We start from the raw sequence: 13,421 nt of genomic DNA on the forward strand, positions 1-13,421 counted from the left end.
GGTGAACCCTAGCTTCAGTTACGGAGCCTTCAGGTTTCAGAGGACTCGCATTGTAGGACTGAAACCCTTTGATTTTCAAACCTTGATGACGGAATCCGATCAAAATCGTATTACTTGGTGGATGAACTCAATATAGAGGATACTGTTTGAACCCCAACATAGAACGCACGCGCTTCTTAATAAAACGAAGATTTTGTTCCACTTTAACTAACTTGCCCCATAAGTAAGTACTAGCATATAAGTAAATGGTGCATAAAGAGCTTGTTCCTTAAACAGACTGCTTCCACATTCAAACCATCTTTTCACTTCAGTGGTAAGTGAATTGGGATAATATATTTTTAAAAAACGAGACAAAACGAGACAACAATCTCATTTTGTCTCGTTTTGTTTCGACTGAAAATAGAAAAAGTCCTAATTTACCGAACTTCCATTTTGGCACACTATTTGCAATATAGATCATTGACTCATTATTAATGATTGGGGGCTGAAATATGGAAACGGTTCAAAAGAATGAAATGAAGTTATCACAAGACAAAGCTTATTGGATGTACAAAAAAATGCTGGAAATAAGAAAATTTGAAGACCAGGTTCATGAATCATTTGCAAAGGGGATTTTACCAGGTTTTGTCCATTTGTATGCTGGGGAGGAGGCGGTAGCTGTAGGAGTATGTGCACACCTATCCGATAAAGACAGCATTACAAGCACTCATAGGGGGCATGGCCACTGTATTGCAAAAGAATGCGACCTAAACGGGATGATGGCTGAAATCTATGGGAAAGTGACAGGGCTTTGTAAAGGAAAAGGCGGTTCCATGCATATTGCCGATCTCGATAAGGGGATGTTAGGCGCGAACGGGATAGTCGGTGGAGGCTTTCCGCTCGCATGCGGTGCAGCATTGACGGCCAAATATAAAAAGACTGATCATGTTAGTGTTTGTTTTTTTGGTGATGGTGCCAATAATCATGGGACATTCCATGAAGGCATAAATCTGGCGGCAATCTGGAAGTTACCTGTTATATTCATCGCTGAAAATAATGGGTATGGGGAAGCAACGCCTTTCAACTATGCTTCTAGCTGTAAAACGATAGCCGATCGTGCGATTAGCTACAATATCCCAGGTGCCCGGGTGGATGGGAAAGATGTAATGGCTGTGTATAAGGCTGCTGAAGAAGCCGTTCAGAGAGCTCGCAGGGGAGAAGGACCCTCATTAATCGAATGCGTTACTTATCGTAATTATGGACACTTCGAGGGAGATGCACAGAAATATAAAAATGAACTAGACAAAAAGGAGCATAAACAAGAGAAAGATGCGATTGCCCTGTTTCGGAATTACTTACTGAATCAGAATTTGCTGGGGGAAAAAGAATTGGTTTCTCTTGAGAGTGCCGTTGAGGAATCTATTAAAGAGGCAGTAAAGTTCAGTGAAGAAAGCCCGTATCCAGAGGAATCCGATTTATTAAAAGATGTGTATGTATCCTATTAAACTAAAAAAGGAGGAATTTTAGATGAGTAGAAAAATCAGTATGTCACAAGCGATAAATGAAGCAATGGCCATTGCAATGAGAAAAGATGAAAATGTCATCCTTATGGGAGAGGATGTAGCGGGCGGTGCTGAAGTTGATCATCTGCAGGATGACGAAGCATGGGGTGGCGTTTTAGGTGTCACAAAGGGATTGGTTCAAGAGTTTGGCCGGGACAGGATCCTCGATACACCCATTGCAGAAGCAGGTTATATGGGAGCGGCAATGGCAGCCGCTTCAACAGGTTTACGACCGATTGCCGAGTTAATGTTCAACGATTTCATTGGCAGCTGTTTAGATGAAGTATTGAATCAAGGTGCTAAGTTCCGTTATATGTTTGGGGGGAAAGCACAAGTTCCTGTGACGATCCGTACGATGCATGGTGCAGGATTCAGGGCTGCAGCTCAGCATTCACAAAGCCTTTATGCCTTGTTTACAAGCATTCCTGGATTAAAGGTGGTCGTTCCATCTTCCCCATATGATGCAAAAGGGCTCTTGCTATCAGCCATTGAAGATAATGATCCAGTCATCTTTTTTGAAGATAAAACGCTATATAACATGGTAGGAGAGGTCCCAGAAGGCTATTATACAATCCCGATCGGCAAAGCCGAAATTAAAAGGAATGGCTCGGATTTGACGGTCGTTGCCATCGGTAAACAAGTTCACACGGCAATGGAGGCTGCTGAAAAACTTGCAGCGAAAGGAATTGAAATTGAGATTGTAGATCCAAGGAGCTTGTCACCGCTGGATGAAGAATCGATCCTCTCCTCTGTGGCAAAAACAAATCGTTTGATCGTGATGGATGAAGCGAATCCTAGATGCAGCATGGCAACGGATATTGCCGCATTGGTTGCGGATAAGGGATTTGACACGCTCGATGCGCCAATAAAAAAGATTACAGCTCCACATACACCTGTACCTTTTTCTCCTCCGCTAGAAGATATTTACCTTCCAACATCGGAAAAAGTGATACAGGTCGTTTCGGAGTTATTGGGGGAGCCATCCATTCTTGGGGTGTAATTCAATAGTATGATGCTCCAGCTTTATAAGCCGGAGCAAGCAAACCAATAATGGACACAGAAACCAATCTGAAGGGAGAAAAAAGATATGGCGGTCGAAGTGGTAATGCCAAAATTGGGCATGGCAATGAAAGAAGGCACTGTTTCGTTATGGAGTAAGGAGGTTGGGGATTCGGTCGAAAAAGGTGAAGCAATAGCCAGCATCAATTCGGAGAAAATAGAAATGGATATCGAATCTCCAACGGAAGGTACCATTTTGAACATAGCTGTTCAAGAAGGACAAGGTGTACCCCCAGGAACCGTTATCTGTCACATTGGAAATCCGAACGAAAAAATTATGATTAAAGAACCTGTTGCTGAAAAAATCGATTTGGAAATTGATGAACAAGAAAAGCCGAAAACCAAAGAGTCACCCATTTTGCCACAGGGGGACCGATTATTGATCACCCCAATTGCACGAAAAATGGCACAGGCAGCCAATCTTGATATTGAGAAGATACAAGGTACAGGACCAGGCGGAAGAATCACTAAAGATGATGTACAGAAAGAAATGGAGAAAAGGGATTCCAAGTCAGTAAATAAAGAAGAAAGAATAGAGGACCCCCAACATCCTTTAGAAAGTCCACAGCAAATTCCAGTGTCAGGAATGAGGAAAATCATTGCCAAGCGTATGAAGGAGAGCTTGCAAAACAGTGCCCAATTAACTCTCACGATGAAGGTTGATGTCACCGATTTAGTCATACTGCAAAAACAAGCCAATGAAATCCTACAAAGACATGAATCAACTAAACTGACGATAACGGACTTTGTTGCCAAAACTGTCGTACTTGCACTAAAAGAGCATCCTAAAATGAATAGTGCTTATATTGAAGATAATATCCATTTTTATGAGCATATACATCTTGGATTAGCAGTGGCCTTGGAGAAGGGGCTTGTTGTTCCGGTCATAAGAAACGCCGAAAGTTGTACCATAAGACATTTATCGAAAAAGGGTAAGGAACTGGCTAGGCGTGCACGTGACGGTCAATTGCCTAGTGAAGACATGCAAGGGTCAACTTTTACCATCAGTAACCTGGGGGCATACGGAGTTGAGCACTTTACACCGATTCTGAATACACCGGAAACAGGGATACTTGGGATTGGATCTGCTTACGATACCCCGCTTTATATTGGCGATGAATTGGAAAGAAGAACAATCTTGCCACTCAGTTTAACTTTTGATCACCGTGTACTCGACGGAGCACCTGCTTCTGCCTTTTTACAAACACTAAAAAGGTATTTAGAAGAGCCGATCACCGTGATTTTATAGAAAGGGAGGGAAAACACTTGAATCGTATAGCCATTATAGGCGGAGGTCCGGCTGGGTATGTAGCGGCAATCACTGCTGCCCAGCAGGATAAGGAGGTCATATTGGTAGTCGACGGGCCATTAGGTGGAACCTGTTTAAACGAAGGGTGCATGCCAACGAAGTCACTATTGGAAAGTGCCGATACGTATGAATTGGTGAAAAATGCTGGCCAAATGGGAATTCGGCTCTCCCCCAATTCGATTGAAGTCGATTGGGAAACCGTTCAGGAACGTAAAAAAGATGTCGTATCTAAACTGGTGAATGGCATTCAATATTTAATGAAAAAGAATAAAATAAAAGTCATTCAGGGAAGAGCGTCAATCCTTTCGAGCCATCGACTGAGGATCGAGAACGGAAATAAGAATGAAGAGATTGAAGCTAGTAAGGTCATCATTTCAACTGGGTCTGAACCGATTCCATTACCTTTTGCGCCGTTTGATGGAGAATGGATCATCCACAGTGGTCAAGCCATGTCACTTCCTGCTATTCCCGCTTCGTTACTAATTATCGGAGGCGGAGTCATCGGATGTGAATTTGCCAGTATTTATAGTAGGATGGGCACCAAGGTAACCGTTATCGAGATGGGGGAAAAGCTGCTTCCAGAGGAAGATGATGATATCTCGAGCATCTTGCATAAAGAATTGAAAAGCCAAGGCGTGACAGTCCATACCTCCACATCTGTAAAAAATATCAATTCAACTAGTAAGACGGTGTTTTTGGAGAAAAGCAATGGGGAATTGGAAGATTTTCATGCTGATTACGTACTCGTATCAATAGGGAGAAAACCAAGAGTGCACGGGATGAACCTAGAGGGAAACGGTATTGATTTTTCCCGAATTGGCATCTCGGTGAATGATCGAATGCAAACAAGCAATCCATCAATTTATGCCTGTGGTGATGTGATCGGGGGCATACAACTTGCCCATGTTGCTTTTCATGAAGGGCGGGTGGCGGCTCTGAATGCCTGTGGTCAATTTACACAAGTTAATTACCGGGCAATCCCTCGCTGCATTTACACCTCCCCGGAGATTGCCAGTGTAGGCTTGACGGAAAGAGAAGCGCGTAAAAAATATGGAGGGATTAATGTTGGGGAGTTTGCTTTTTCAGCAAATGGGAAAGCCGCCATTTCCAATAAACCGGCAGGAAAGGTCAAAGTCCTTGTAAACCCTCAGTATAATGAGATTTTAGGCTTTTCCATCGTTGGTCAACATGCAACGGAATTGATCGGTCAAGGAACAATCATGCTGCATGCGGAAATAACGGCAGAAATGATGGAAGATTTAGTGGCGGCGCATCCAACCTTGTCGGAATCCATCCATGAAGCTCTTTTAAATGTTGTAGGTCAAGCAGTACATTCTTAAAACTATTCATGTAACATAAGGGGGATTTTGTATGGCTAGCGGTCATCGAACGGCGGTAGTCACTGGTGCAGGACGTGGTATCGGACCTGCCATTGCTTTAAGATTAGCTCAAGATGGATTGAATGTGGTGATTAACGACGTCAATCTGGAAACGGCAAAATCGGTCGTAAATGAGATTAGGGAACTTGGACGTGAAAGCTTTGCCATTAAAGCAGATGTAAGCAATAGACGGGAAGTATTCGAAATGGTTGATCAAGTGGTGGAACGTTTTGGACAACTGGATGTAATGGTTTCAAATGCATGAGTTGCTCAAATAAAGCCGTTATTGGAAGTAACTCAAGAAGACCTTGAACAGATTTTCAAGATAAATGTCAATGGTGTCCTTTATTGCCTGCAAGCCGCTGCTGAACAAATGAAAAAGCAAGAAGGCGGGAAAATTATTAGTGCTGCCAGCATTGCCAGTTTTAAAGGCTTTAGCTTGTTTGGTACATACTCAGCCACAAAATTTGCCGTGAGAGCCCTTACACAAGCGGCAGCACAGGAATTGGCCCAGTTTGGCATCACGGTGAATGCATACTGTCCAGGAATTGTCGGGACGCAAATGTGGGATTTAATCGATGAAAAAATGGGGCATTATATGAATCTTGAAAAAGGGGAAACATTCAAAAAGTTTACTGATTCCATAACCTTAGGACGCTCCGAAACCCCAGAAGATGTTGCCAAGTTCGTATCATATCTTGCTTCACCTGATTCTGATTATATGACAGGTCAATCCATCATGATTGATGGGGGTGTCCTTTTTTCATAAGCTAGCAAATATAAGGATCGATAGAGAAGCTTCATGTGAATAATCACATGAAGCTTTTTTAGTAAACTCAATCAATATATTGTAAGCGGATACATAATCTACTATAATTAAATGGACCTCGATTAACATCCTTTTTTATAACTCCATGGTATTTTTCCGCTAAATTTACTAAGTGTATTTTCATTTTTGAAGGTTCAAACCAAATGATTAGAGGAGGATTATATGCTGTCCACTAGTTGTTATCTACGTACATGGGAACGCTTTATCAGTGAAGGTGTTCTAGATTCAAATCGTCTGAACAAGCGAATAATGGAATCTTGGCATCGTTGCAAAAAAGATCAAGTCAACCCGTACCTTAATAAAGGCAAGCACATATTGACAAGTGAATTATTGGACATTCAAAAGGAAAAAAACTCATTCCTATTAGAATTGGCATCACCCCAATTATCAAGGATGAATCAATCTATAAAAGAATCGGGAATGATGGCTTTATTAGTCGATCCCGATGGATATGTCCTATCACTTTCCGGAAACGAGAAAATCCTCAATGAGGCAGGCAAAATAAATTTTGTGGAGGGTGTACGCTGGACGGAGGGTGAGGTCGGAACGAACGCAATTGGAACAGCTTTGAAAACGGGTGAAGCCGTCATGATCCAAGGTACTGAACACTATTCCATTGCTTCACATAAATGGAGTTGCTCTGCTATGCCCATTTTAAATGAAGACGGGAAGATATTAGGCGTTTTGGATATATCGTGTCCAGTAGAATATTCCCATCCTTCCATGCTGGGGATGGTAGCCAATTTAGCGTATACGATCGAACAGGAAATGGGAGTGCGTTCCTATAAAAAGGAGCTGGAACTGATCCAGCACTCAATAGAACTTGCAGAAACCTATCCAGATCGTTTCTTTATCGTTTGTAATCATAAAGAAATGATCATATCCGCCAGCAAACTGGTTCGCAAAAAAATCCCTCAATCCATTGGCATGGCATTGGCCGATCTATTAAATCATGGCTATCGAATCGTTAAGGAAAACCTGCTTCTATCTAAAGAAGATAATAGGATTTCCGGTAAGTGTTTATTCTTATCTGAAAATCATGCTCATAAAACCAATAGGCTTTTTCCTGCTTCAATGCCATCTGAAGTGTTTGACTTCAAGGGAGAAAGCGGGATTAGTGAATCCTTTCAAAACACATTGCAGAAAATGAAGCTTGTTGCACCGACAGAAGCTAATGTGTGCATATTTGGTGAAACTGGGGTCGGAAAAGAGCTTATTGCCATGGCTATCCATGAAAATGGCTCTCGAAAAAATGGACCGTTCATCACTATAAATTGCGGAGCCATCCCTAAAGATTTAATGGAGAGTGAACTATTCGGTTATGTTGATGGCGCATTTACAGGGGCTAAACGGCAAGGGCACAAAGGGAAGTTCGAGCAGGCGAATGGAGGGACCATTTTTCTTGATGAAATTGGTGAAATCCCACTAGCAATGCAAGTTGCCTTACTGCGTTTACTTCAGGAAAGAAAAATCGTTCCGATCGGTGGTACCAAAAGCATTTCATTAGATATTCGCATTATCACTGCAACACACCGTAATCTTGAAGAGCTTGTCAATGATGGGTCCTTTCGTCAAGATTTATATTATCGATTGAACGTTTACCCCATTCATGTACCCTCCTTAAGGGAAAGAATCGAAGACATTCCTTATCTAGTCAACTACTTGTGTTTAAAGAATGATTGGAATATTCCATTAACGGAAGAGTTATTGAAGCGATTAAAGGATTACAATTGGCCAGGCAATATAAGGGAGCTACAGAATGTACTCCAGCGATTGACCATCTTACTCGCGGAAGGACCTCTGGATTATATTCAAGTGTTGAATTCCATGCATTCACTGCCCATTGCCCGGCATGATGATATCCCTTCATTGAAGGAAGGCGGTAAAAAATGCATCAAGGGGAATGAACTGTCGATCCGTGAAAAAATCCAACGGAATCTAATGTTAGAGGCATTACAAAGATCAAGAGGAAATGTCACCGCTGCAGCAAAGTTTATGGATATACCAAGAAGTACATTTTACAAGCGGCTCCATAAGTATGGTTTATAGACAGGGCAATGTACATTATGTAAGAAAGGATTAAGGGAAATCCCTGAAAATTGAAAGGGGTCAATTAAACGAGAATGACTGAATTATTCTTTGATATTTTAATAGATGAAGATTTGAAAATTGTCGAAACGGTTGAAGAAGTCAAGAGAGTTTAATGCCCAAACTGAATGAGCACGGCTTTACCTTGATACATAAGAGTGTCAAAAAAAGCAATGCCGGCAGAGAAGTTGGGGGTCGTTTCCAGTATTATTGTCGGGAATGAAACAGATGGACACCCTGTCATGCTCCCTTGAGCCATTGACACCTGTAATAGCAGGCGGAGGATTTTCGAATGGCAGAGGCCTTATTTGTGCCTTATCACTCGGGGCTGAAGGTATTGTCATGGTAGGAACTCGCTTTATGGCAACGTGAAGAACAGGATGGTACCAGTCAATGAAATGGATACGGTTGTCATTCAACGGAACATAGGCAGTCCTTAGCGTATAGCATTAAATGCCGTCAGTAAAGAAGAGGAGAAACTTGAAAGTGGGACTGATAAAAAAAGTAATTGCCGTCAAAGAATTTTTAAAACAAATCGTCCAAGAAGCAACAATCTCGTTTGAATTCATCCAAAGCCGGATCAAATCCATTTGAACATGAATTATTTCAAAATGGAACATGAGATCACAAGTGATTCCATGTTCCATTTTTTTCTGATGTATATTGTTCTTAGGCTTCTAACGACATACAGCTACGTAATTGATGTAATGAATGTGAAGGAGCTACCAACAATCTTCACTACCTTAATATAAAACATAACATTTATATGGAGACTCCTAAAAAGCATTAAATGTCGTGCAAATTCAATTTAAAAGCTTCTCAGTAACTTTATTGGCATAAATAAAAGGGAATATATTAATTATGCCAATAACCTTGCTATTTACTTAAATAAGGAAGTCCTAGTTATGTAACTGAGCTAGCTATGTATTATTCCGATGTATGCAAGCAAATATCTAGGCAAGTAAAGACCAATTGTAATATATAATCACTCACTTAAAAATAAATGGGCACAGTTTAAAATAGCTACCAATTATTATTTTACCAAGATAAATGTGCTAGAACTTGTTAAGTTAATGGATCAAGACTGTCATATTAATCTTACTATGCTCTTTAAGCTGCTGAACTTTATCCTAAATAAAAAAATGAAATTAATCGTAACGGAAATACACGATATAAATTCCATTTGAGTAAGTATGGAATTAAAGCTGTATGTAATCTTATTAATAACAGAACGGATTCGATATTTAATGGCTAATTCTTATATTTTAACGACTGGAGGGAATCATGTGGCTATAGACGACCTTATGATTATTTTTGGTAGGAAAGCGGTACATTGGAGAGATTTGTCGTAAAATTAAATTATATTTGTATAATTTAATCAGAATGTAACCCCGTGATTTTTCTCATTTCTCCATTATATTTATATATCAATATAATAAAACGAGGAGAGGCAGGATGGTTATATAGGAAATGTACCGTTTGCATAGAATATGTAGATATTGAATCGTATTTCTCGGCTTAAAAAAGGGTCTATGAAAGAAAAGGATAAGCAAAATGAAGGAAAAGATTGGTTGGACACTAGCTATAACTGCGCTTTTGATAGGTGGGGGAATAATTTAATATTTCATTAATTTATCACTATACGAAACTACAGAAGGTTTATATGAGTTCCCTGTACCTAAAAATGCTAAGCTTGTACTGGAAAATGAACACGGGAAAATATTTATGAGTGGTAAAGGTCGTCGGAAGAAAACGGCATATCATATGGTTATGAATAAGTCCTTAAAGCGAATGGATTGAAAAAGGGAGAAAGAGAAGGCGTTTCCGTTTTCTACACAAAGGGACAGCATAAAATAGAGGTAATTTCTATAACGAAGCATTTAGATATCCAGAGAGTGAATTGACTTGTATGTATAAAATAATTCTTCGCGAAAAAATCACATTATATATCAATTAACAGAAAATTATAAGGAACAACTAAAAAATAGCCAATTAAATGACATTGAATATAATTAATTTAATTCATTATAAACCGTCAATTTTTAATAAAGATTAAAAATCTTTTTAAATTAGATGATAATATAACGACAGTCATTTAAATTTTTTTGCTATTTAATTAGTAATTAGAATGAGATGAATTTTGGATTGTTAGAATCGAAAATTCAATATTCGTCTCACTAAGTTAAGTATTCTTAAGATATGAGATAAAAATAATAATTAAAACACTACTTCCTATAATATATATTATGTAAACTAGAAACAAACATAATAGTACCAAGTGGTCACAGCTTCAAGTTCTCATAAGATTCATTCTTGTCCCCTAACTTGGTTCAAGTTGACTATAATATTCAATGCTACTTCTAATAACACTCGGGGATCTTTCTATAAGTCGGCTAGGTCTCATAATTAATGGTTTCGAACATACTTCCTTGGGTTGGACTGAATAATTCCCAGTAGGTCTGATAATTTTGAATTACGTTCAAGCTTCGGATGCTTATCTCATGTACTTAGAAGTTGAGAAAAATTACTCCTTGAACACATTAACTAGTTACGCATTCGATTTAAAGCTCTACGGTGAGTTTTTAACTGCTAACAACCGATCATTGGACTTAGATGATCTCACATCGTCCAGTGTGCGTCGTTTTGTGCAAGATCAGGTCATTAATCATGGTATTAAGCCAAGAACGCTACAACGCCGCATTTCGTGCTTAAAATCATTTAGTGAATATTGTTTAAAAGAAAATTACATGAAGTCTGACTTCACAGCAGGTATTCAAGCACCTAAAGCAGATAAGAAATTACCTAAATATATGACCTTACAGGAGCTTCACAAATTATTTACCTATTTAGAACATGATCCGCAACCGCAAGAATTAGGAAGGAATCAATGTTTAAACTACACGCAACAACAGGAATGAGACGTCAGGAATTAGTGGATTTAATATTTAATATGGGAGCAAGTTAATTTAGAAAGCAAAGGGAGAAAAGAACGCCTCCTCCCCCTTCATCCTATTGTCTTACCGTTATTTCAAGATTATCAAGAAACCCTTTTGGAGCAGCAAAAACATTACAGTGAACCGATCTTTTCAAAAGGCTGTTTTCACATACTTTGTTGCTATTTACCAGGTAGTGAGTTGTGGTTGATTCCCCCTCCAGATGCTCGCTTTCCGCGGGGCGGGCGGTGAGCATCCTCGGCGTAAACGCCTGTGGGGTCTCACCTGTCCCGCTGCTCCCGCAGGAGTCTCGCACTTCCGCTCCAATCAACCTTAAATAGTTTCGTTTTTAAAAAAACAATCTTTACGAAAAGAGCCTTTCAAAAAAATAAGCCTTTAAATCTTCGTGGATTGCAAATTATTTAAGGAGATTCTAGAACGGGCTGGCTTACCCGCTTACCCGTTTTCTCTTCATCATTTAAGGCGTACTTTTCTAGAAACATTCATTCTACACCATTCCCCGGTCTTGTTAAAGGCTCTGCTATATGCTTCGTGCGAAGAATAATCGTAATCAAAGGCAACGTCAATTATCTTCCTGTTATTTGCTAATCTTCCGTGGATACAATCTTCTAAGAAGAATATAGCGCCTAATACTTATAGAGGTATCAATTTCTTTCTTTTGATATTTCTTGTGATACTCACTATTATGTAAACAAATTCGTGAAAATTGTTTACATAATACGGACTTTAAAAATGTGGATTTTATAAAAAAGTAACCCGTTCGTAAAAGTGTATTTTTACGAACGGTAAATTTGTTCTTTTGATAGCTGATTTGAAGCGGCGGGAACTTTTCGTGTCTTATAATTAATCATTTCTGAAGAGTAAATCATGATACTTACCATTCCTCCTTGCGTTGTAGCTTGGATTAGAATAGGTTGATTGTACTTGTTTTTAAAACTAAAATCAGGACCATACCAGCTTACTGTAGCATCGCGGCCAGATGGAACATACGGAACGCTCCTAGTATGGGAATAGCGTTGAGTTGTTTGCAACCCTGCATTGTCGATAGCATTAAATAGGGTGGATGACACCTGACAAATCCCTCCACCAATCCCTTCAGAAAACTCTCCTTTAACGATAACTCGAGCGAGCAAATATCCTTTATCTTCTGATCTCTTGCCAACGGCTTGGTTAAAAGAAAACACCTCTCCTGGAAACACGACATAATTATTAATGGCTTCTGTAGCAAGTGAGATATTATTTGAACGATTTTTGTTGTTCACATTAAAATAGGTTCTATATTCACCTATCTTTTTTTCACGAATCTCCGCAAGTAATTCGCTGTCAACTTTTGGATGAATAGCAAGCAAAGGTACTTCTAGTTTGTATGCTCTACTTCTGTGCAAAAAGGAATAAAATAATTGCTCATTAAATGCTTGATGGTATAGCTTGTAACCTACCCGCCCAGGAAGAATATTACCTTGTTTGTCTATTGTGGCATTTACAGGTTTCTGGTACACTTGTTGGTCTATTTTTTTGACAAATTGATTGTATTTATCCACGTCCATGATAGGAACATCTAGTAAAGGTATAGTAATATCAGTATGGTTGACATTGGCAATCGTTCGTCCTTCATGGGTTACCGATAAGCTTTCAGATATATTCACTTGTTGAACGAATAGTAAAATTCCGGCAATCCATGTTAATCTCAATTGAATGCACCCCCATTTATATTACTGCACCTCACTTCACAACTCCTATTTTAAGTCTTCATAGAGCAAATCTTGATCAATAAACCAACGATCAGTCAAACTTTCCCTTCGGATCATAAAATGCATAACCTTTATTTCTTTACCTTCTCTCTTCTTATAAATAGCTCTTGAATTTGGTTGTTCAGGCGGTTGTTTTAAAGGGTCAACTACTCCAAAATATGTAATATCTTTAACAAGTTTATTGACACGATTAGGATGACTCGGATTTGATAAGGTCATTGCTAATAATTTTTGATTTTCTTGATTAAGGGCAATGGTAAAAATACGTATTAGCATTCCTGTAGATCGTTAAATATCAGGTTTGAAAAAAATAGAGCCCCTCAGTAAGATACGAGTATAGAGACCAATCTAACTCAAAACCTTAAGGAGGAAGCCCTACTATGAATTTTAAAATGCAAAACAAACAAAATCAACTAATTGAGAGAATTACGGAGCAACATCTAGTTGTTGGTGTGGATATTGCCCAACACGTACACGTGGCCCGTGCTGTAAACTATCGGGGCATTGTGGT

9 protein-coding genes and 3 pseudogenes are annotated in these 13,421 nt (G+C 39.3%); 9 read left to right on the forward strand and 3 right to left on the reverse strand.

Annotation, left to right across the window (positions count from 1 at the left end; translation table 11 throughout):
- Window positions 1-491: 491 nt before the first annotated feature.
- From N9I19_RS08135 to N9I19_RS08170, 8 genes and pseudogenes are all read left to right on the forward strand, one after another.
- Window positions 492-1,484 (forward strand): thiamine pyrophosphate-dependent dehydrogenase E1 component subunit alpha, encoded by a 993-nt coding sequence (locus tag N9I19_RS08135; RefSeq protein WP_317777454.1) that lies wholly within the window; start codon window positions 492-494, stop codon window positions 1,482-1,484.
- 22 nt (window positions 1,485-1,506) lie between these two features.
- Window positions 1,507-2,541 carry an alpha-ketoacid dehydrogenase subunit beta gene (locus tag N9I19_RS08140; RefSeq protein ID WP_061463204.1) on the forward strand — a complete coding sequence of 345 codons (1,035 nt, stop codon included), beginning with the start codon at window positions 1,507-1,509 and terminating at the stop codon, window positions 2,539-2,541.
- Between the two features lie 87 nt (window positions 2,542-2,628).
- Window positions 2,629-3,849 carry a dihydrolipoamide acetyltransferase family protein gene (locus tag N9I19_RS08145; protein ID WP_317777455.1) on the forward strand — a complete coding sequence of 407 codons (1,221 nt, stop codon included), beginning with the start codon at window positions 2,629-2,631 and terminating at the stop codon, window positions 3,847-3,849.
- Window positions 3,850-3,866: 17 nt separating this feature from the next.
- The gene (lpdA, locus tag N9I19_RS08150; RefSeq protein WP_317777456.1) at window positions 3,867-5,249 is read left to right on the forward strand and encodes a dihydrolipoyl dehydrogenase; all 1,383 of its coding nucleotides are present in this window, start codon (window positions 3,867-3,869) and stop codon (window positions 5,247-5,249) included.
- A gap of 31 nt (window positions 5,250-5,280) precedes the next feature.
- Window positions 5,281-6,057 (forward strand): annotated as a pseudogene (locus tag N9I19_RS08155) (acetoin reductase).
- Between the two features lie 222 nt (window positions 6,058-6,279).
- Complete coding sequence (locus tag N9I19_RS08160) at window positions 6,280-8,166, forward strand: sigma-54-dependent Fis family transcriptional regulator (protein WP_317777457.1); 1,887 nt, start codon at window positions 6,280-6,282, stop codon at window positions 8,164-8,166.
- Window positions 8,167-8,433: 267 nt separating this feature from the next.
- Entirely contained in the window at window positions 8,434-8,577 is a 144-nt protein-coding gene (locus N9I19_RS08165) for a nitronate monooxygenase (RefSeq protein ID WP_317777458.1), read from the forward strand.
- 2,129 nt (window positions 8,578-10,706) lie between these two features.
- A complete protein-coding gene (locus N9I19_RS08170; protein WP_317777459.1) occupies window positions 10,707-11,123 on the forward strand; it encodes a site-specific integrase in 417 nt (138 codons plus the stop codon).
- 495 nt (window positions 11,124-11,618) lie between these two features.
- On the opposite strand, the pseudogene N9I19_RS25205 reads toward N9I19_RS08170, so the two are convergent.
- The 3 genes and pseudogenes from N9I19_RS25205 to N9I19_RS08180 all read right to left on the reverse strand — a co-directional run.
- A pseudogene (locus tag N9I19_RS25205) lies at window positions 11,619-11,802 on the reverse strand (helix-turn-helix transcriptional regulator); the annotation flags it as partial.
- Between the two features lie 133 nt (window positions 11,803-11,935).
- Window positions 11,936-12,850 (reverse strand): VanW family protein, encoded by a 915-nt coding sequence (locus tag N9I19_RS08175; protein ID WP_317777460.1) that lies wholly within the window; start codon window positions 12,848-12,850, stop codon window positions 11,936-11,938.
- A gap of 45 nt (window positions 12,851-12,895) precedes the next feature.
- Window positions 12,896-13,186 (reverse strand): hypothetical protein, encoded by a 291-nt coding sequence (locus N9I19_RS08180; protein ID WP_317777461.1) that lies wholly within the window; start codon window positions 13,184-13,186, stop codon window positions 12,896-12,898.
- A 104-nt stretch (window positions 13,187-13,290) separates the two neighbouring features.
- Here N9I19_RS08180 and N9I19_RS08185 point away from each other — a divergent pair.
- Window positions 13,291-13,421 (forward strand): annotated as a pseudogene (locus N9I19_RS08185) (IS110 family RNA-guided transposase); the annotation flags it as partial.

The organism is Peribacillus sp. CSMR9 (genome assembly GCF_033141925.1).
GTDB classification, from domain to species: Bacteria; Bacillota; Bacilli; order Bacillales; family DSM-1321; genus Peribacillus; species Peribacillus simplex_A.